Genomic DNA, 18,880 nt, shown 5'->3' on the forward strand with positions numbered 1-18,880 from the left:
GGGCTGCGGGGCGGGAACCTTTGGTGGCGTCGCGGCGTTTGTCTTTTGTGGCAGGCTTTGGGGGATGACGATGGCAGCGCGCAAGGCGATCCTGATCACGCGGGTCCGCAGCGAGCCTCGGCCAAGCGGCGGGGTCGGGCAACTGGTGGCCAAGGCCCTGGTCGTCGGCACGGCGCTCTGGGCCTTCAACCGCCTGATCGAAAAGCCGCAGCCGAGCCTGGTCGCCGCCTCGGCCCGGGGGCGGCTGCAGTTGGACGGGCCGCCGCATGGCGGGCTGGTGCAGCCGGGCGATCCGAAACTTGATGGCGCGGGCCTTTGGTTCACCATCCGCCGGGTCTGGGAAGAGACCTCCAAGGACCGCGTGCTGAGCGTCGCGGGCGGGCTGACCTTCTTCGGCCTGCTGGCGCTGTTCCCGGCGCTGACGGCGCTGGTCTCGATCTTCGGCCTCTTCGCCGACCCGCAGCAGGTGGCGCTGCAGCTGGGCAGCTTCACCTCGCTTCTGCCGCATGACGCGGCGCTGATCCTGATCGACCAGGCCAAGGCGATCACCCAGGCGGGGCCGGTCAAACTGTCCTGGGCGCTGGTCCTGGCGCTGATCCTGGCGCTCTGGTCGGCCAATGGCGGCACCAAGGCCCTCATCGAGGCGCTGAACGTCGCCTATGGCGTGGCCGAGGACCGCAGCTTCCTGCGGATGAACGCGCTGTCGCTGATCTCGACCCTCGGCACGATCGCGACGGGGCTGGTGCTGATCGCCGCCGTGGCGCTGCTGCCGAAGTTTCTGGACTTGATCTGGCTGGGCGCCGCGGCCGAGAACCTGATCCTTCTGGGGCGCTGGCCTGCGATCTTCCTGATCATGCTGGGTTTTCTGGCCGTGGCCTACCGCTTTGCCCCCAACCGCCCCGATGCCAGGTGGCGCTGGATCTCGCCGGGGGCGGTGCTCGCCTCGACCGGGATGGTGGCCTTTTCGCTGGTCTTCAACTGGTATGCGCAGAACCTCGGCAGCTACAATCAGACCTATGGCTCGCTCGGCGCCGTGGTAGCGCTGATGACCTGGATGTGGCTCTCGGCCACGCTGGTCCTGGTGGGGGCCGAGCTGAACTCCGAACTCGACCGCCAGTCGATGGCCGCCAACAAGAAGGGCCCGGCGGCCGCCCCCGCCAATGCCTCGCGCTAGTGCCATCCGGGCCTTAATATACTGGACATAAGCCCCCCCAAGGGGTAAAGCGGCGCGAGCAAAGGCAGGGTCGGGCATACTCCCGGCCCTGTTGGCATTGAGCAAGACCGGCGGAGCCAACCGCATGGCCAGTGAAAATACGTGAAAAGGATAACGACTGCATGTGCGCTAAAAACACTATGGAAGACTTCGAAGCCCTGTTGAAGGAAAGCTTTGAAATCGACACGCCCGAAGAGGGCACGGTTGTCAAAGGCAAGGTCATCGCGATCGAAGCGGGCCAGGCCATCATCGACGTCGGCTACAAGATGGAAGGCCGCATCGATCTGAAAGAATTCGCAAATCCCGGCGAAGACGTCTCGCTCAAAGTGGGCGATGAAGTCGAGGTCTACCTGGACCGCGTCGAGAATGCCCGTGGCGAAGCGCAAATCTCGCGCGAAAAAGCTCGCCGCGAAGAAGCCTGGGATCGTCTGGAAAAGGCCTATGCCTCCGAGACCCGCGTCGATGGCGCGATCTTCGGCCGCGTCAAGGGCGGCTTCACCGTCGACCTCGGCGGTGCTGTTGCCTTCCTTCCCGGCTCGCAGGTTGACGTCCGCCCGGTGCGTGACGCTGGCCCGCTGATGGGCATGAAGCAGCCCTTCCAGATCCTGAAGATGGACCGTCGTCGCGGCAACATCGTTGTCTCGCGCCGTGCGATCCTGGAAGAATCGCGCGCCGAACAGCGTGCGGAAGTCATCGGCAACCTGCATGAAGGTCAGACCGTCGACGGCGTGGTCAAGAACATCACCGAATACGGTGCTTTCGTTGACCTCGGCGGCGTGGACGGCCTGCTGCACGTCACCGACATGGCCTGGCGCCGCGTCAACCACCCGTCGGAAATCCTTGCCATTGGTGAGACTGTCAAAGTGCAGGTCATCAAGATCAACAAGGAAACCCACCGCATCTCGCTCGGCATGAAGCAGCTGCAGTCCGATCCGTGGGATGCCGTCGAAAAGGCCTACCCGCTGGGTTCGGTCCACAAGGGCCGCGTCACCAACATCACCGATTACGGCGCATTTGTTGAGCTGGAAGCCGGTGTCGAAGGCCTGGTTCACGTCTCGGAAATGTCCTGGACCAAGAAGAACGTGCACCCCGGCAAGATCGTCTCGACCTCTCAGGAAGTCGAAGTCATGGTGCTGGAAATCGACTCTGCCAAGCGTCGCGTTTCCTTGGGCCTCAAGCAGACCCAGCGCAACCCGTGGGAAGTCTTCGTCGAGAACCACCCGGTCGGCTCCGTCATCGAAGGCGAAGTCAAGAACATCACCGAATTCGGTCTGTTCGTGGGTCTGGACGGCGACATCGACGGCATGGTCCACCTCTCCGACCTGTCCTGGGACCAGCGCGGCGAAGATGCCATTGCGAACTACCGCAAGGGCGACACCGTCAAGGCCTCGGTCACCGAAGTCGACGTCGAGAAGGAGCGCATCTCGCTCTCCATCAAGGCGCTGGGCGATGACAGCTTCACCGACGCGGTTGACGGCGTGAAGCGCGGCTCGATCATCACGGTTGCCGTTTCGGCCATCGAAGAAGGCGGGATCGAAGTGGATTACAACGGCGCCAAGTCGTTCATCCGCCGCTCGGACCTGTCGCGCGACCGTGGCGACCAGCGCCCCGAGCGTTTCTCGGTCGGCGACAAGATCGACGTCCGCGTCACCAACATCGACCCCAAGACCCGTCGTCTGGGCCTGTCGATCAAGGCGCGCGAGATCGCTGAAGAGAAGGAAGCCGTCGAACAGTATGGCTCCTCCGATTCGGGCGCCTCGCTGGGCGACATCCTCGGCGCCGCGCTGAAGGGCGACCGGAGCTGAGTTAAGCCACCGCAGGTGATGAAAGGCCCCGCCGAAAGGCGGGGCCTTTTGCTTGTCGGCTGTTTTTGCAGATCAATTTCATTTGTGCGGAACGGAATTTTCGTTACAGTCACGGGTAATGTGAACAACAGCGGCATCAAACGGCCCGGAACAGGGCTGGGGTGACCGCGAGGGGGGTATCGGATGATCCGTTCGGAACTGATCCAGAAGATTGCGGATGCGAATCCCGATCTGTCGCAAAAGGTGGCCGAAAAGGTCGTGCAGACTGTCTTCGACGAGATCATCGCAGCACTTGCCAATGGCGACCGGGTCGAGTTGCGCGGTTTTGGCGCTTTCTCGGTCAAGGCGCGTGACGCGCGCGTGGGCCGCAACCCCCGCACCGGCGAGGCCGTGAAGGTCGAGGACAAGAAGGTCCCCTTCTTCAAGACCGGCAAACTCTTGCGTGATCGGCTGAACGGCAAGGCCTGAGGCGGCTCCAAGCTTGCAAGCCCGCGCCAAGGCGGTGATACAGGGCGGGACAACCCCTGATCCGAAGGTGCGGGCATGAGCCGATATCTGCGATATTTCCTGCTTCTGGTCCTGACCCTGGGCCTGCTGGTGCTGGCGCTGGCCAACCGGACCCCGGTCACTCTCAGCCTCCTGCCCGATGATCTTGCCGTGCTGCTGGGCTGGCAGGGGCGGATCGACGTGCCGGTCTTCGTGGTGCTGGGGCTTGGTGCCGTGGTCGGGCTGGCGCTTGGCTTCATCTGGGAATGGCTGCGCGAGCACAAGCACCGCAAGGTGGCGCGGGTGCAGACCAAGGTCGTCTCCAAGCTGGAGCGCGAGCTGGCGGCGATGAAGGATCAGCATTCGCTGCCCGAGGATGAGGTGCTGGCCCTGCTGGAACGCCCCAAGGCACGATGATGGGCGAGATCCGGGTCAAGATCTGCGGTCTGCGGACCGAAGCTGATGTGGCGGCCGTGGCTGCGGCCGGGGCGGCCTATGCGGGCTTTGTCTTCTTTCCCAAATCCCCCCGCCACCTGACGCTGGAGGCGGCGCGCCCCCTGGCACTGGCGGCCCCCCTCGGCCTCGCCAAGGTGGCGCTGACCGTGGATGCGACGGATGACTTCCTCGATTCCCTCGTCGAGGCGATGCCGCTCGACATGCTGCAGCTCCACGGCCACGAGACGCCCGAACGGGTGGCCGAGATCCGCGCCCGCTATGGCCTGCCGGTGATGAAGGCGGTGGGCGTGGCGGATGAGGGCGATCTGGCGGCGATCCTCGACTATGCGCTGGTGGCCGACCAGCTTCTGATCGACGCCAAGCCGCCGCGCAACGCGACCCTGCCGGGCGGCAACGGGTTGACCTTCGACTGGCGCCTCGTGGCGCAGCGGCGCTGGCTCCGCCCCTGGATGCTGGCCGGCGGGCTGACACCGGAAAACGTGGCCGAGGCGGTGCGCCTGACCAATGCCCGCCAGGTCGATGTCTCCTCCGGCGTGGAATCGGCGCCCGGCGTCAAGGACCATGCCCGCATTGCCGGCTTCGTACGGGCGGCGGGCTGACCGGCGCCCGGATCACTGCGGATAGGTCGGCAAATTCCCGAGCGCCTGCAACTTTGCATCGGAGATCTTGCCCTTGGCGGCAAAGGTCTTGCCGGTCCAGACATAGACCGGAAAGGACATGCCCGGCCCGCCGAGCGCGAAATCATGCACGCCCCGGTGCTGCGTCGGAAGCAGGATGACATAGCCGCCGCCGTGGAACAGGGTACGGAACCCTGCGCCCTCGGCGATCATCAGATACATGTCGCCCGGCACATCGCCGTAGCAGGTCGCCATCTGCGGCCCGCCGGGAATCACCAGAAGCGCCGCGGTCCCGACCGCACCGCCGAAGTCGATGGCGTTGACGGCAGGCGTCACCCTCTCGTCACAGGCATTTGCCACCTGGCCATCGGCGCCCGCAGTCATCCCCAGGGCGCGGAGCAAATCTTCCGCGGTCGGCGCCGCCCCGGCGGCATCGGCCAGAAACGGAGATGCGGCCAGCGCCACTGCAATCCAACCCTGTCGCATCGCCCCAATCCCTTGCCTGAAAACCCCGATACAGCGAAACACGTCGCGCGCCATCGGGCAAGCCGTTGCCTTGCGGCGCGCTGACGCGCAAGCCTGGTTCTCGCCTCTGGCCTGCGGCCAACCGGCTCAGGCGTGCCTCCGGCGGGGATATTTGGATCTGGATGAAGGGGGCAGGGCTCCCTTTCCCCTTCATCCAGAGGCAAATATCCTCGGGGGGTGAGCGCGCAGCGCGAGGGGGGCAGACAGCCCCCCTTTCCTCGGTCAGGCCAAGGCGCTAGGTAGGGGAGTGCAAGCGTCAGGGAGCAGGACATGGCCAAGGACAATCCGAATTCTTTCATGACCGGTCCGGACGAGCATGGCCGGTTCGGCCTCTTCGGCGGGCGCTTCGTGTCCGAGACGCTGATGCCGCTGATCCTCGACCTCGAGGAGCGGTACGAGTTCGCCAAGACCGACCCCTTGTTCTGGGCGGAGATGGACGACCTCTGGAAGCATTACGTCGGGCGTCCCTCGCCCCTCTATCACGCCTCGCGGCTGACCGAACATCTGGGCGGCGCCAAGGTCTACATGAAGCGCGACGAGCTGAACCACACCGGCGCGCACAAGATCAACAATGTGCTGGGCCAGATCATCCTGGCGCGGCGGATGGGCAAGACAAGGATCATCGCCGAGACGGGGGCGGGCCAGCATGGCGTGGCCACCGCCACGGTCTGCGCCAAGTTCGGCCTGAAATGCGTGGTCTACATGGGCGCGCATGATGTCGAACGCCAGGCCCCCAACGTCTTCCGCATGCGCCTTCTGGGGGCCGAGGTCGTGCCGGTCACCTCGGGCCGTGGCACGCTCAAGGATGCGATGAACGACGCGCTGCGCGATTGGGTCACCAATGTGCGCGACACCTTCTACTGCATCGGCACCGTCGCCGGCCCGCATCCCTATCCCGCCATGGTCCGCGATTTCCAGTCGATCATCGGTAAGGAGGTCCGCTGGCAGCTGGCCGAGCAGGAGGGTGAGGGTCGTCTGCCCGACACGCTGGTCGCGGCGATCGGGGGCGGCTCGAACGCCATGGGCCTGTTCTTCCCCTTCCTCGATGATCCTTCGGTCAACATCATCGGCGTCGAGGCCGGCGGCAAGGGTGTCGACGACCGGATGCAGCACTGCGCTTCGCTGACCGGCGGCCGCCCCGGCGTCTTGCATGGCAACCGGACCTATCTGCTGCAGGACCCGGATGGCCAGATCCTCGAAGGCTTCTCGATCTCGGCCGGGCTCGATTACCCCGGCATCGGGCCGGAGCATTCCTGGCTGCATGACATCGGCCGGGCGAAATATGTCTCGATCACCGATGCCGAGGCGCTGGAGGCCTTCCAGCTCTGCTGCAAGCTTGAAGGCATCATCCCGGCGCTGGAGCCCTCACATGCCCTCGCTCATGTGATGAAAATCGCGCCGACGCTGCCCAAGGACCATATCATCGTGATGAACATGTGTGGCCGTGGCGACAAGGACATCTTCACCGTGGCCAAGCACCTTGGCTTCGACATGAAGATCTGATCCCCGCGACCCGCCGCCAGCCTCGATTTTTCTGCGAAAAATCGCTTCGGGATTTTTCGCAGAAAAATCGGGCGCCGGGCGGTCGCGTCGGGCGGGCGGCTCAGTTGCCCGAGGGCGCCGGCGTTGCCGGGGCAGGGGCCTCGGGCGGGGCGATCAGGATGCCGTGTTTCCAGACGCCCTCGCTGATCTGGTCCTTGCGGTAGGTGAGCTTGCCTTGCCCCTCGCGCTGGCCCGCCACGAAGGCGCCCTCATAGACCGCGCCGCCGGGATAGGTCGCGATGCCCTGGCCCTCGATCACCCCGTTCTTCCAGTCGCCGTCATAGGTGAAGCCGTCCTTGGCCTTGAGCTTGCCCTTGCCGTCGCGCTCGCCGGCGGTGAAATGGCCGGTATAGACCGTGCCATCGGCATAGGTGGCGACCCCTTCCCCCTCGCGCGCGCCGGCTTTCCAGCTGCCGGTGTAGCTGTAGCCATCGGCATAGGTCATCGTGCCCTGGCCCTCGGGCTTGCCGGCGAGGAAATCGCCCTCATAGGCCTGGCCATTGGCATATGTCGCCCGCCCCTTGCCCGAGATCACCCCCGCGACCCAGGCGCCATCGTAGCTCGTCCCATCGGCATAGGTGATCTTGCCATTGCCATCGGGCAGGTCGGCCTTGAAGCTGCCCTCGTAGACCGCGCCATCGGGATAGGTCATCTTGCCCTGGCCCTCGCGGCGACCCGCGACCCAGGCCCCGGTATAGGAGGAACGGTCCTTGGCGGTGAAACTGCCCTGACCCTCGCGCAGGTCGGCCTTGAAGTCGCCGTCATAGACATCGCCATCGGCATAGGTGACGCGGCCCTTGCCCTCGCGCTTGCCGTCCTTGAAACCGCCAGTGTAGCTGTCGCCATTGGCCTGTTTCAGCGTGCCCTCGCCGTTGATCTGGCCCGCGGCCCAGGCGCCGTCATAGCTCACCCCATCGGCCATGGTCAGCTTGCCCGTGCCCGCCCGCAGACCGGCCTTGAAGCCGCCCTCATAGGTGGTGCCGTCCGGGCTGGTGATCTTGCCCTGGCCGTCCTTCTCGCCTGCCAGCCAGTCCCCCTCGTAGGTCGTGCCATTGGCATCGGTCATCACCCCCTTGCCCTGGCGCTTGCCTTCGACGAAGGCGCCGACATACTTGGCCCCCCCGGCATAGGTCGCCGTGCCCTGGCCGGTCATGGCGCCGTCCTTCCAGTCGCCGTCATAGGTGCTGCCATCGGCAAAGGTGATCTTGCCCTTGCCCTCGGGATGGCCCTTGGCAAACATGCCGACATAGGCCGAGCCATTGGGGTAATGCGCCGTGCCCTGGCCCTTGATCTCGCCATCGACCCATTGGCCGGAATATTCATAGCCATTGGGCAACTTGTAGGTGCCGGTGCCATCCTGCCGGCCGTTCTTGAAAGTGCCTTCGTAGATCGACCCGTCGCTGTACTGTTTGGAGACGACCTCCTGTGCGGCCAAGGGCGCCGCGGCAAGGCCGACCGCAAGACCCAGAACCGCCATTCCGCTGCGCAAAGCCATCGCCATCTCCCCAACCGACACCGGCGCGAACCCTAGCCCCCGGTCCGTAACCTGACAAGTCTCGCAGATCACAACCCCGTCAGGTGCGCGCCGCAGCATCCCCGGGCTTTTCCCTGCCGAACAACCTGCTAGAACCGCAAGGAACATGGAGAGACCGATGCAAGCGACCTTCCGTCTGACAGTGGTGCAAGCCAACCCGACCGTGGGTGCCTTGGAGGCCAATGCCGCCCTGGCGCTGGAGGCCTGGAAGACCGGCAAGGAAGCCCGCGCCGACATGGTCGCCCTGACCGAGATGTTCATCACCGGCTATCAGACCCAGGACCTGATCATGAAGCGCGCCTTTGCCGAGGCGGCGCTCGACCGGCTGGCGATCCTCGCCGACGATTGCGCCGATGGCCCGGCGCTCGGCATCGGTGGCCCGGCGCTGAAGGATGGCAAGCTTTACAACGCCTATCACATCCTGAAGGGCGGGCGGATCGCGGCCACGGTGCTGAAGCACGAACTCCCCAATGACGGCGTCTTCGACGAAAAGCGCATCTTCACCCCGGCCGATATCTCCGGCCCGATCCCGATGGGGCCGATCCGCCTCGGCATCCCGATCTGCGAGGATGCCTGGCACAGCGATGTCGCCGAGACCCTGGCCGAGACCGGGGCCGAGATCCTCTTCGTCCCCAATGGCTCGCCCTATCACCGCGGCAAGCCCGAGGTGCGCACCAATCTCATGGTCGCCCGCGTGGTCGAGACCGGATTGCCGCTGGTCTACCTCAACATGATCGGCGGGCAGGATGACCAGGTCTTTGACGGCGCCTCCTTCGTCCTGAACCCCGGCGGCGGGCTGGCGGTGCAACTGCCGCAGTTCGAGGCTTGCGTCGAACATGTCGATTTCATCGAAACGCCCGAAGGCTGGCGCGCGAAGCCCGGCCGGATGGACCTGCTGCCTTCGGCGCATGAGGCGGATTACCATGCGATGGTGCTGTCCTTGCGCGACTATTGCCGCAAGACCGGCTTTGGCAAGGTGCTGCTCGGCCTGTCGGGCGGGGTCGATTCGGCCATCGTGGCGGCCATCGCGGTGGACGCCTTGGGCGCGGGCAACGTCCGCTGCGTGATGCTGCCCTCGCGCTTCACCTCGCCCCATTCGCTGGAGGATGCCGCAGCCGTGGCGCGCGCCCTGGGCACCAGGCTGGATACGGTCCCGATCTCCGGCCCGCAGGACGCGGTGGGCACGGCTTTGGGGCCGCTCTTTGCGGGCACCGAGGCGGGCGTGACCGAGGAAAACATCCAGTCCCGCCTGCGCGGGCTTCTTCTGATGGCGCTGTCCAACAAGTTCGGCGAGATGCTCCTGACCACCGGCAACAAGTCGGAAATGGCGGTGGGCTATTGCACGATCTATGGCGACATGAACGGCGGCTACAATCCGCTGAAAGACCTCTACAAGACCCGGGTTTTTGACTCCTGCCGCTGGCGCAATGCCAACCACCGCCCCTGGATGATGGGGCCCGCGGGCGAGGTGATCCCGCCCCGCGTCATCGAAAAGCCGCCAAGCGCCGAACTGCGCGAGAACCAGAAGGACGAGGACAGCCTGCCGCCCTATCCGGTCCTCGACGCGATCCTGCATGGCCTGGTGGAGGAGGAGCTTTCCGTGGCCCAGATCGTCGCCCGCGGTTACGATCAGGCCACCGTCAAGCGGATCGAACACCTCCTCTACATCTCGGAATACAAACGCTTCCAGTCGGCCCCCGGCACGCGGCTCACCAACAAGGCCTTCTGGCTCGACCGCCGCTATCCGATCGCCAACCGCTGGCGCGACCCGTCGTGAGGCCGGGGTGAGCCTCGCCCTCTACGCCCTCGCAGCGCTTGCCGAAATCGCCGGCTGCTTTGCGGTGTGGAGCTGGTGGCGCGGTGCCTCCGCCCTCTGGCTCCTGCCCGGCGTGCTCTGCCTTGCCGCCTTCGCCGGACTACTGGCGCTGACCCCGCCCGTCCACGCCGGGCGGTCCTATGCGGCCTATGGCGGCATCTATATCGCCGCCTCGCTGCTCTGGCTCTGGCTGATCGAAGGCACCCGTCCCGACCGCGCCGATCTGGCCGGCGGCGCGCTGGCCCTGGCCGGGGTGGCGGTGATCCTGTTCCTGCCGCGCGGCTGAAAGGGCGGAGCCTCCGGCGGGGATATTTGGGGACCAATGAAAGCGCAGGGGCGCTCTTTCCCTTTCATCGGTCCATAAATATCCCGCAGGGGGGACGGAGCAGCGGATACGCTGCGACGCGGGGGGACGCGAAGTCCCCCCGCCGGGTCCGCGGAGCGCGCTCCGGCGCCGGGGCTCAGATGCGGCTTACCCGGCATTCTGGCAGAAGCCGCAGCACATCTTCCCGCCGGCAAAGCTGGGTCGCATCGGTCGTCACGGCAGAGGAGGCGCTGGCGGCGGCCATGGCGAGGGCGGCTTCGGGCGTCTCGCCCCGGGCGAGGCTGAGGATCAGGCCCGCGACAAAGCTGTCTCCGGCGCCGACGGTGGATTTGACCTTGACCCGGGCCGCGGTGGTGAAGAGCCGCCGGTTGGCATCGACCAGAACCGAGCCTTCGGCGCCGCGGGCGATCACCACCATGCGGGCGACCCCGGCCCTGACCAGACCTTCGGCAAAATCGGCGGTGGCTGCATGGCTTTCGAGGGGCCGGCCCGCCAGCGCCTCGGCCTCGGCCCCGTCCATCCGCAGGATGGCAAGGCCGGGGATCGGATGGGCCACCGCCTCGTGCAGGGCCGGGCCCGAAGTGTCCAGCACCACGTTCAGCCCCGGCATCGCCCGCGCCAGCCGGGCGGGAAAGTCGACCGGCACGCCGGGCGGCTGGCTGCCCGAGATCACGCCGAAGGCCCCCGGCCGGGCCGAGGCGCGCAACAGGGTGAAGACGCGCTCCTGATCCGCCTCGGCCCAGATCGGGCCGGGCAGCATGAAGCGGTACTGCCGCCCGGTGCTGACCTCGGTCACGGTCAGGCTTTGCCGCGTCTCGCCCGGGGCGGTCATGGCCAGAAAGGGCACGCCCTCCTCGCGGATCAGGCCCGCCAGCCGGTCGCCGGTCAGCCCGCCGAGGGCCACGAGCGCCAGGCTCTCGCCGCCAAGCGCCGCAATCGCCCGGCTGACGTTCAACCCGCCGCCGCCGGGGTCGAGCAAAGGTTCGGTGCAGCGCAGCTTCTGGTCGGGGATGAGTTCGGGCACCTCGCTGGACATGTCCAGCGCCGGGTTCAGGGTCAGCGTGACGATCGGGGTCTGTGCGGCTGCGGGAGACATCTTGTCGCCTTACTGGGTGATCTCGATCGCGGTTTGGAAACTGCCGGCCTTCTGCGAGTTCTTGTCGCGCAGCGTGGTGACCAGCGTGTAATGGCCCGGCTGGATGCCATCCAGCGTATAGGTGATGTTGGACTGCACCTCGCGGTTCTGATGGCGCGAGGTCATGTTGTATTCGGTGGCATTCGGCGCATTGGCCAGCTGGTTGCCCGAGGCGTCGAGGATCTGCAGGTCGATGAAGAAATTGACCGAATACAGCCCCTCGCCCGGTGCGCCATAGGCAAAACCATAGGGTTCGCAATAGATCAGGATCGGCTCGCCCTTCTTGAAGACATTGGTCGGTCGCGGGTTGTAGACGCCGTAGCCCGTGGCATTCTCGGCCACGAGCGTCGCCTGGGTGAAGCCGATCTGCGCGTTATGGTCCCAGACCTGGGCGTAAAGATCGCCCGCCGCCAGAAGCGCGCCCGCCGCATCGCCATCGCCCAGCTTGCCCTCGATCGCCTTGGCCGCATCGGCGACCGGCCCGGCCAGGGCCGGCAGCGCCATGACCACCACGAGGGCGGCGGGTAGCAAAGTCCTGAGCATCACCTTGGGCTTGCCTTCTCGTCGGAATTTCTCCGCCTAGTTAGCGAGAAAAAAGCCCCGAGGCCAAGAGGAAAGCCTGTTATTCCCACCAGGGGTCGATCTTGGCGATCTCGGTGTCGGTCCAGCCGAAATGATGCGCCAGTTCATGGACCATGACATGGGTCACCAGCTCGGCCAGCGAGACATTGCCGCGCTCCACCCATTCCTCCAGGATCGGGCGGCGGAACAGGAAGATCTGGTCGTTCTCCAGCGACGGCGAGGAGAGGTCCTTCTCGGTCAGGGGCACGCCGTCATAAAGCCCGGTCAGCTCGAAAGGATCGCTGATGTCAAGCGCCTCAAGCAGCTCGTCCTCGGCGAAATCCTCGATGCGCAGCGCCACTTCGCGGGCGGCGAGGCGGTAGGGCTCGGGCAGATCCTCCAGCGCGGCCTGGGCCAGCTCGAGGATCATCTGCGCATCGGGCGCCACGGCGGAGGAGGGGGTGCGTGTCATGCCCTTGGATTTAAGCGCTGGCGCTGCCACCGCAAGGGCCGAATGCGTCACCTTGCAGAAGGAAGCGGCACGGTGGGCCGGGGGCACGCAAAGGTGATGGCCCTCATGCGGCCCAACTGGACATTTGCCGCCACTCGTGACAGGGAAAGATCGCTTTCAGGAGGTTCTCATGACCCAGCGCCCGACCGTGACCCGCTTCGCCCCTTCGCCCACCGGCTTCATCCATGTGGGCAATCTGCGCACCGCCTTGATGAACTACCTGATCGCCCGACAGCAGGGCGGCACCTTCATCCTGCGGCTGGACGACACGGATCAGGAACGCTCCAAGCAGGAATATATCGATGGGCTGATCACCGATCTGGCCTGGCTCGGTCTGAAATACGACCGGATCGAACAGCAATCCCTGCGCTTTGACCGCTACCGCGAGGCGGCCGAGGAGCTGAAGGCCGTCGGCCGGTTCTACGAATGTTTCGAGACACCGGTCGAACTGGACCTGAAACGCAAGAAGCAGCTGAACATGGGCAAGCCGCCGGTCTATGACCGCGCCTCGCTGCACCTGACCGAGGCCGAGAAGGCCGCCTACCGCGCCGAGGGGCGCGAGGGCTATTGGCGCTTCAAGCTCGATCTGGAACGGATCGAGTGGAACGATGGCATCCTCGGCCCGATCTCGATCGACGCGGCTTCGGTATCGGACCCGGTCCTGATCCGCGCCGATGGCCAGATCCTTTACACCTTCGCCTCCTCGGTCGATGACATCGACATGGGCGTGACCAATATCGTGCGCGGGGCGGACCATGTCACCAACACCGCCACGCAGATCCAGATCATGAAGGCGCTGGGCGGCACCCCGCCCGACTTCGCACACCATTCGCTCTTGACCGGCCCGCAGGGCGAGGAACTGTCCAAGCGCCTTGGCGTGCTGGCCCTGCGCGACCTGCGCGGGCGCGGCATCCAGGCCATGGCGCTCTTGAGCCTGATGGCGCGGCTCGGCTCCTCCAAACCGGTCGAGCTGGCCCATACGATGGACGACCTGATCGCAGGCTTTGACGTGACGAGCTTCGGCGCCGCCCCGACCAAGTTCGATGCCGAGGACCTTTTGCCGCTGACCCGCCATTACAACCAGTCGTTGCCCTTTGCGGCGGTGGCGGATCAGATCAAGGCGATCGGGGTGCCGGACGAGCTGGCCGAGCATTTCTGGAAGGTCGCGCGCGAGAACATCACGCTGCTGTCGGATCTCGAAGGCTGGTGGCACCTCTTCCGCGACGGGGCGGAGCCGCTGGTCGATGTCGAGGATGCGAGTTTCGTCGCCGATGCCGTGGCGATGCTGCCGCCGCGGCCCTGGACGCAAAGCACCTGGCACGACTGGACCGAGACTGTGAAGGCCGCCACGGGGCGCAAGGGCAAGGGCCTCTACCGCCCGCTGCGCCGGGCGCTCACCGGGCGCGAGACCGGGCCGGAGATGGCCGACCTGATGCCGCTGCTGCAGGTGATCAAAGCCGGCAACTGAGAGCGGCGGAGGAGGCGCGCGCGGATGCGCCGCTTCCCCCGCCCGCGATCTTTCTGCGAAAGATCGGGCGCGTTGCGCCGGATTTTTCGCAGAAAAATCGAAACCCCGAACCCCGATTTGGACCCCCGAATCCCGATTTTTCGGCGAAAAATCGCGGCCCGCCCGTGATTCGCGGCGCATGGTTAACGATCCCCCGTCTCTGCGCGCGTAGAGACGGAGGGAAGACGGAAGCAAGACGGGTTCAAGACATCCGAACCCGTCCCGCCCTTCCGGTTTAACGCAGCGTTCTCAAGCCCTTGCCCTATTCCGCCGCCTCGGCATAGCTTTCCAGCGGCGGGCAGATGCATTGCAGGTTGCGGTCGCCCCAGACGTTGTCCACCCGGCCCACCGGCGGCCAGTATTTGTCGACCCGGAAGGCGCCGGGTGGGAAGCAGCCCTGTTCGCGCGGGTATTTCCGGCTCCAGTCGGCCACCAGATCCTCGACCGTATGGGGCGCATGGCGCAGGGGCGAGTCCTCGGCCGTGATCTCCCCGCGCTCGACCTCGGCAATCTCGGCCCGGATCGCCAGCAAGGCGGTGATGAAGCGGTCGATCTCGGCCTTGGTCTCGGATTCCGTCGGCTCCACCATCAGGGTGCCCGCGACCGGCCAGGACATGGTGGGCGCGTGAAAACCGTTGTCGATCAGGCGTTTGGCGATGTCATCCACCGTCACCCCGGCCTCGGCGAAGGGCCGGGTGTCGAGGATGCATTCATGCGCCACCCGCCCCTTGTTGCCCATGAACAGGACCGGATAGGCCCCCTTCAGACGTGCCGCGATGTAATTGGCGTTGAGGATCGCCACCCGCGTCGCCTGGGTGATGCCCTCGCCGCCCATCATCAGACAATAGGCCCATGAAATCAGCAGGATAGAGGCAGAGCCATAGGGCGCGGCACTCACCGGACCCTCGGCACCGCCGGTATGGGCATGGCCGGGCAGATAGGGGGCGAGGTGGGATTTCACCCCGATCGGCCCCATCCCCGGCCCGCCACCGCCATGCGGGATGGCAAAGGTCTTGTGCAGGTTCAGGTGGCTGACATCGCTGCCGATCTCGCCCGGTTTCACCAGACCCACCATCGCATTCATATTGGCCCCGTCCAGATAGACCTGGCCGCCGAACTCATGGGTGATCTCGCAGATCTGGCGGATGGTTTCCTCGAAGACCCCATGGGTAGAGGGGTAGGTGACCATGCAGGCGGCAAGCCTGTCGCCCGCCGCCATGGCCTTGGCGCGGAAATCCTCCAGGTCCACATCGCCGTTGGGCGAGGATTTGACCACCACCACCTGCATCCCCGCCATCTGCGCGCTGGCCGGGTTGGTGCCATGGGCCGAGACCGGGATCAGACAGATCTTGCGATGCGCCTCTCCCCGCGCCCGGTGATAGGCGAGGATGGTCATCAGGCCCGCATATTCCCCCTGCGCGCCCGAATTGGGCTGCATCGAAAATGCATCGTAGCCCGTGATTTCGCAGAGTTTTTCGGTCAGGTCCGAGATTGCCTCATGATAGCCCGCCGCCTGATCCGCCGGCACGAAGGGGTGGATATTGGCAAACTCCGGCCAAGTGATCGCAAACATCTCCGCCGCCGCGTTCAGCTTCATCGTGCAGGAGCCGAGCGGGATCATCGCCCGGTCCAGCGCCAGGTCGCGATCCGACAGGCGGCGCATGTAGCGCATCATCTCGGATTCGGCCCGGTTCATGTGGAAGATCGGGTGATCGAGGTAGCTGGAGGTGCGCAGCATCTCCTCCGGGAAGGAAAGCTCCGCCCGGTGCGGCGGCACGCCCTCGATGCCGAAGGTGCGCAGGATGCGGATCAGCACCTGTTCATCGGTCGTCTCGTCAAGCGAGATCCCGACCCGATCCGCGCCGATCTTGCGAAAGTTCAGCCCCTCGGCCCGGGCAGCGGCGAGAATCCCCGCTTGCCCCACACCAACCTCGACCGTGATCGTGTCGAAGAAGGCCTTGGGCGTCACCTTGGCGCCCGCCGCCATCAGGGCGCGGGCGATCCGGTTGGCGCGGAAATGCACCCGCTCGCCGATCGCGCGCAGGCCTTTCGGCCCGTGGAAGACCGCGTACATCGAGGCCATGACCGCCAGCAGCGCCTGCGCCGTGCAGACGTTGGAGGTGGCTTTCTCGCGCCGGATATGCTGTTCGCGCGTTTGCAGGGCCAGCCGGTAGGCCTTGTTCCCGCGCGAGTCGATCGAGACGCCGACGATCCGCCCCGGCATCTGGCGTTTCAGCGCATCGGCGCAGGCGAAAAACGCCGCATGCGGGCCGCCATAGCCCATCGGCACGCCGAAGCGCTGGCTGGAGCCGATGGCGATGTCCGCCTCCATGGCGCCGGGCTCTTTCAGCAGGGTCAGGGCCAGAAGGTCGGTCGCCATGACGGCAATCGCGCCCTTTTCATGCAGGGCGGCAATCTCGGCGGTGAAGTCGCGCACCTCGCCAAAGGTGCCCGGGTATTGGAAAATCGCGCCGAAGACGCTGGCGGCCTCCATGGCCTCGGGCGCGGCCACGATGACCTCGATCCCGAGCGGCAGGGCGCGGGTTCTGATCACGCCGATGGTCTGGGGATGGCAGTTCTCGTCGACAAAGAAGGCGCGGGCCTTGGACTTGGCGCAGCGCTCGGCCATGGTCATCGCCTCGGCGGCGGCGGTGGCCTCGTCGAGAAGGCTGGCATTGGCGATGTCGAGCCCGGTGAGGTCGCAGACCATGGTCTGGTAATTCAGCAGGGCCTCAAGGCGGCCCTGGGCAATTTCGGGCTGGTAGGGGGTATAGGCGGTGTACCAGGCGGGGTTTTCCAGGATGTTGCGCTGGATCGCGGGCGGGGTCACAGTGCCATAATAGCCCTGGCCGATCAGCGAGGTCATCACCTTGTTGCGCGAGGCCACCGCCCGCATCCGCGCCAGCAGGTCCTGTTCGGAGAGCGGCGCCCAGCCCAGGCCCAGACGCTGGCGGATCGAGGGCGGGATGGTCTCGTCGATCAGGCTTTCGAGCGTGGGCGTGCCTACGGCCTCCAGCATCTCCACCATCTCGGCGGGGGAGGGGCCGATGTGGCGGCGGTTGGCGAAATCGTAGGGGTTGTAGTCGATGGGCGTGAAAGTCATGCCAGACTCCTGGATGCAAAGCGCCAACCGCCTCGAATTTTCTGCGAAAATTCAGGGGCGCGACGCGAGACGGTGAATTTTCGCAGAAAATTCGGGTTTGGGTCAGCCGATCAGGTCGTTGTATTCATCCTCGTCCATGAAATCATCCAGGACGCTGAGGTCATCAATCTTGATCTTGAAGAACCAGGCCGCGCCGGTCGGGTCTTCGTTCACCAGGGCCGGGGCATCGACCAGCTTTTCGTTCACCGCGACGATCTCGCCATCGAGGGGGGCCAGGATGTCCGAAGCGGCCTTCACGCTTTCGATCACGCAGACCTCGTCGCCTTCGGCCACCACGGTCTCGACCTCGGGCAGTTCGACGAAGACCACATCGCCAAGCTGGGCGGCGGCATGTTCGGTGATCCCGACCACGACCAGATCGCCTTCAACGCGCAGCCATTCGTGTTCCTTGGTGTATTTCATCTTCAGTCCTCAACGTTTGTAGGAGGTAGGGTGGAAGGGCATGGCGCATATGGTGACAGGCAGACGCTTGCCGCGCAATTCTGCTTCAAGGCGCGTGCCCTCTTTGGCATGGGCGGCCGCCACATATCCCATCGCGACGGGGGCAGCGACCGAGGGGCCGTAGCCGCCCGAGGTGACCTTGCCGACCAGCGTGGAGCCGGCGTAAAGCTCGGTCCCCTCGCGCATCGGCGCGCGGCCCTCGGGGCGCAATCCGACGCGCAGGCGGTCGGGGCCCTGGGCGAGTTCGTGCAGGATCTGCGAGGCGCCGGGAAAGCCGCCGGGGCGGCTGCCGCTGGCGCGGCGGGCTTTCGAGATGGCCCAGGTCAGATTGCCCATGACCGGGGTGGTGGTCTGGTCAAGGTCATGGCCGTAAAGGCAAAGCCCGGCCTCGAGCCGCAGGCTGTCGCGCGCGCCAAGGCCGATCGGCTGCACCTCGGGCTGGCCGAGCAGCGCCTCCGCCAGGGCCTCGGCGCGGTTTTCGGGGACCGAGATTTCATAGCCATCCTCGCCGGTATAGCCCGAGCGCGAGACCCAAAGCTCCACCCCGTTCCAGTCGAGGAAGGCCATGTCCATGAAGCGCATCGCGGCGGCTTCGGGCACGAGGCGGGCGAAGGCGGCTTCGGCCTTGGGTCCCTGCAGCGCCAGAAGGGCGCGGTCGGTGACGGGCACCACCTCGGCCACGGCGGCGAGGTTGGCCTTCATATGGGCGATGTCCTCCACCTTGCAGGCGGCGTTGACCACGACGAAGAGGTGATCGCCCCGGTTGGCGAACATCAGGTCATCGAGGATCCCGCCCGTCGCATCGGTGAACATGCCATAGCGCTGGCGCCCCATGGGCAGGTCCAGCACATCGACCGGGATCAGCGCCTCCAGCCCAAGTGCCAGATCGGCCAGGCTTTTCTTCGGCCGCAGGATGACCTGGCCCATGTGGCTGACGTCGAAGAGGCCTGCGGCCTCCCGGGTGTGCAGATGTTCCTTCATCACCCCGGACGGATATTGCACCGGCATCTCATAGCCGGCAAAGGGCACCATCCGCGCGCCCAAGGCCACATGCAGGTCATGCAGACACAGGCGCTGCAAAGGCGCGTGCAGAGTTTCGTCGGACAAGCCGAACCCCCTATACTTCCGCCGGAAAAATACATGCCGGCACCGTTCGAGGCAGGCTGATCCCCGCCCCCCGATGCCCCCTCTGTCCTTGCCTGCGGTCCCGTCGGGGGCCAAGGCGCCTGAGATCGTTATCCCT

At 65.7% G+C, this 18,880-nt stretch carries 17 protein-coding genes; 9 read left to right on the forward strand and 8 right to left on the reverse strand.

The features are described 5' to 3' along the window. Positions 1 to 70 precede the first annotated feature (70 nt). The 5 genes from AC1DZT_RS07955 to AC1DZT_RS07975 all read left to right on the forward strand — a co-directional run bounded on the left by AC1DZT_RS07955 (position 71) and on the right by AC1DZT_RS07975 (position 4,559). The gene (locus tag AC1DZT_RS07955) at positions 71 to 1,174 is read left to right on the forward strand and encodes a YihY/virulence factor BrkB family protein (protein ID WP_478006084.1); all 1,104 of its coding nucleotides are present in this window, start codon (positions 71 to 73) and stop codon (positions 1,172 to 1,174) included. 161 nt (positions 1,175 to 1,335) lie between these two features. Further along, positions 1,336 to 3,018, forward strand: coding sequence for a 30S ribosomal protein S1 (gene rpsA, locus AC1DZT_RS07960; RefSeq protein WP_478006085.1), 1,683 nt, complete (start codon positions 1,336 to 1,338; stop codon positions 3,016 to 3,018). 183 nt (positions 3,019 to 3,201) lie between these two features. Next, entirely contained in the window at positions 3,202 to 3,486 is a 285-nt protein-coding gene (gene ihfB / locus AC1DZT_RS07965) for an integration host factor subunit beta (protein ID WP_478006086.1), read from the forward strand. 75 nt (positions 3,487 to 3,561) lie between these two features. Continuing rightward, complete coding sequence (locus AC1DZT_RS07970) at positions 3,562 to 3,921, forward strand: LapA family protein (RefSeq protein WP_478006087.1); 360 nt, start codon at positions 3,562 to 3,564, stop codon at positions 3,919 to 3,921. Continuing rightward, the gene (locus AC1DZT_RS07975) at positions 3,921 to 4,559 is read left to right on the forward strand and encodes a phosphoribosylanthranilate isomerase (protein WP_478006296.1); all 639 of its coding nucleotides are present in this window, start codon (positions 3,921 to 3,923) and stop codon (positions 4,557 to 4,559) included. Before AC1DZT_RS07970 ends, AC1DZT_RS07975 begins: the two co-directional genes overlap by 1 nt. Before the next feature lie 12 nt (positions 4,560 to 4,571). On the opposite strand, the gene AC1DZT_RS07980 is transcribed toward AC1DZT_RS07975, so the two are convergent. Further along, a complete protein-coding gene (locus tag AC1DZT_RS07980; RefSeq protein WP_478006088.1) occupies positions 4,572 to 5,063 on the reverse strand; it encodes a hypothetical protein in 492 nt (163 codons plus the stop codon). 309 nt (positions 5,064 to 5,372) lie between these two features. On the opposite strand from AC1DZT_RS07980, the gene trpB reads away from it, so the two are divergent. Next, positions 5,373 to 6,605, forward strand: coding sequence for a tryptophan synthase subunit beta (gene trpB / locus AC1DZT_RS07985; RefSeq protein ID WP_478006089.1), 1,233 nt, complete (start codon positions 5,373 to 5,375; stop codon positions 6,603 to 6,605). Positions 6,606 to 6,705: 100 nt separating this feature from the next. On the opposite strand, the gene AC1DZT_RS07990 is transcribed toward trpB, so the two are convergent. After that, positions 6,706 to 8,139 (reverse strand): MORN repeat-containing protein, encoded by a 1,434-nt coding sequence (locus AC1DZT_RS07990; protein WP_478006090.1) that lies wholly within the window; start codon positions 8,137 to 8,139, stop codon positions 6,706 to 6,708. Between the two features lie 157 nt (positions 8,140 to 8,296). Here AC1DZT_RS07990 and AC1DZT_RS07995 point away from each other — a divergent pair, with 157 nt between their 5' ends. Further along, positions 8,297 to 9,955, forward strand: a complete 1,659-nt coding sequence (locus AC1DZT_RS07995) for an NAD+ synthase (RefSeq protein WP_478006091.1) — start codon at positions 8,297 to 8,299, stop codon at positions 9,953 to 9,955. A gap of 7 nt (positions 9,956 to 9,962) precedes the next feature. Beyond that, positions 9,963 to 10,280: a YnfA family protein gene (locus AC1DZT_RS08000; protein WP_478006092.1), complete on the forward strand. Its 318-nt coding sequence runs from the start codon at positions 9,963 to 9,965 to the stop codon at positions 10,278 to 10,280. A gap of 175 nt (positions 10,281 to 10,455) precedes the next feature. Here the strand turns inward: AC1DZT_RS08000 and AC1DZT_RS08005 are convergent, their stop codons facing one another. From AC1DZT_RS08005 to AC1DZT_RS08015, 3 genes are all read right to left on the reverse strand, one after another. Then, the gene (locus tag AC1DZT_RS08005) at positions 10,456 to 11,415 is read right to left on the reverse strand and encodes a 1-phosphofructokinase family hexose kinase (RefSeq protein WP_478006093.1); all 960 of its coding nucleotides are present in this window, start codon (positions 11,413 to 11,415) and stop codon (positions 10,456 to 10,458) included. 9 nt (positions 11,416 to 11,424) lie between these two features. Further along, on the reverse strand, positions 11,425 to 11,997 hold the full coding sequence (locus AC1DZT_RS08010; RefSeq protein WP_478006094.1) for a hypothetical protein: 573 nt from the start codon (positions 11,995 to 11,997) through the stop codon (positions 11,425 to 11,427). A 79-nt stretch (positions 11,998 to 12,076) separates the two neighbouring features. Then, the gene (locus AC1DZT_RS08015) at positions 12,077 to 12,487 is read right to left on the reverse strand and encodes a metallopeptidase family protein (protein WP_478006095.1); all 411 of its coding nucleotides are present in this window, start codon (positions 12,485 to 12,487) and stop codon (positions 12,077 to 12,079) included. Between the two features lie 169 nt (positions 12,488 to 12,656). On the opposite strand from AC1DZT_RS08015, the gene gltX reads away from it, so the two are divergent. Continuing rightward, positions 12,657 to 13,994, forward strand: coding sequence for a glutamate--tRNA ligase (gene gltX / locus AC1DZT_RS08020; protein WP_478006096.1), 1,338 nt, complete (start codon positions 12,657 to 12,659; stop codon positions 13,992 to 13,994). A 301-nt stretch (positions 13,995 to 14,295) separates the two neighbouring features. Here the strand turns inward: gltX and gcvP are convergent, their stop codons facing one another. The 3 genes from gcvP to gcvT form a co-directional block, all read right to left on the reverse strand. Further along, entirely contained in the window at positions 14,296 to 17,136 is a 2,841-nt protein-coding gene (gene gcvP, locus AC1DZT_RS08025; protein ID WP_478006097.1) for an aminomethyl-transferring glycine dehydrogenase, read from the reverse strand. Between the two features lie 102 nt (positions 17,137 to 17,238). Then, positions 17,239 to 17,598, reverse strand: a complete 360-nt coding sequence (gcvH, locus tag AC1DZT_RS08030) for a glycine cleavage system protein GcvH (protein ID WP_478006098.1) — start codon at positions 17,596 to 17,598, stop codon at positions 17,239 to 17,241. Between the two features lie 9 nt (positions 17,599 to 17,607). Beyond that, on the reverse strand, positions 17,608 to 18,744 hold the full coding sequence (gcvT, locus tag AC1DZT_RS08035) for a glycine cleavage system aminomethyltransferase GcvT (RefSeq protein ID WP_478006099.1): 1,137 nt from the start codon (positions 18,742 to 18,744) through the stop codon (positions 17,608 to 17,610). Positions 18,745 to 18,880: the final 136 nt, after the last annotated feature.

The sequence above is a fragment of the Rhodobacter sp. P1_C2 genome, from assembly GCF_056406375.1.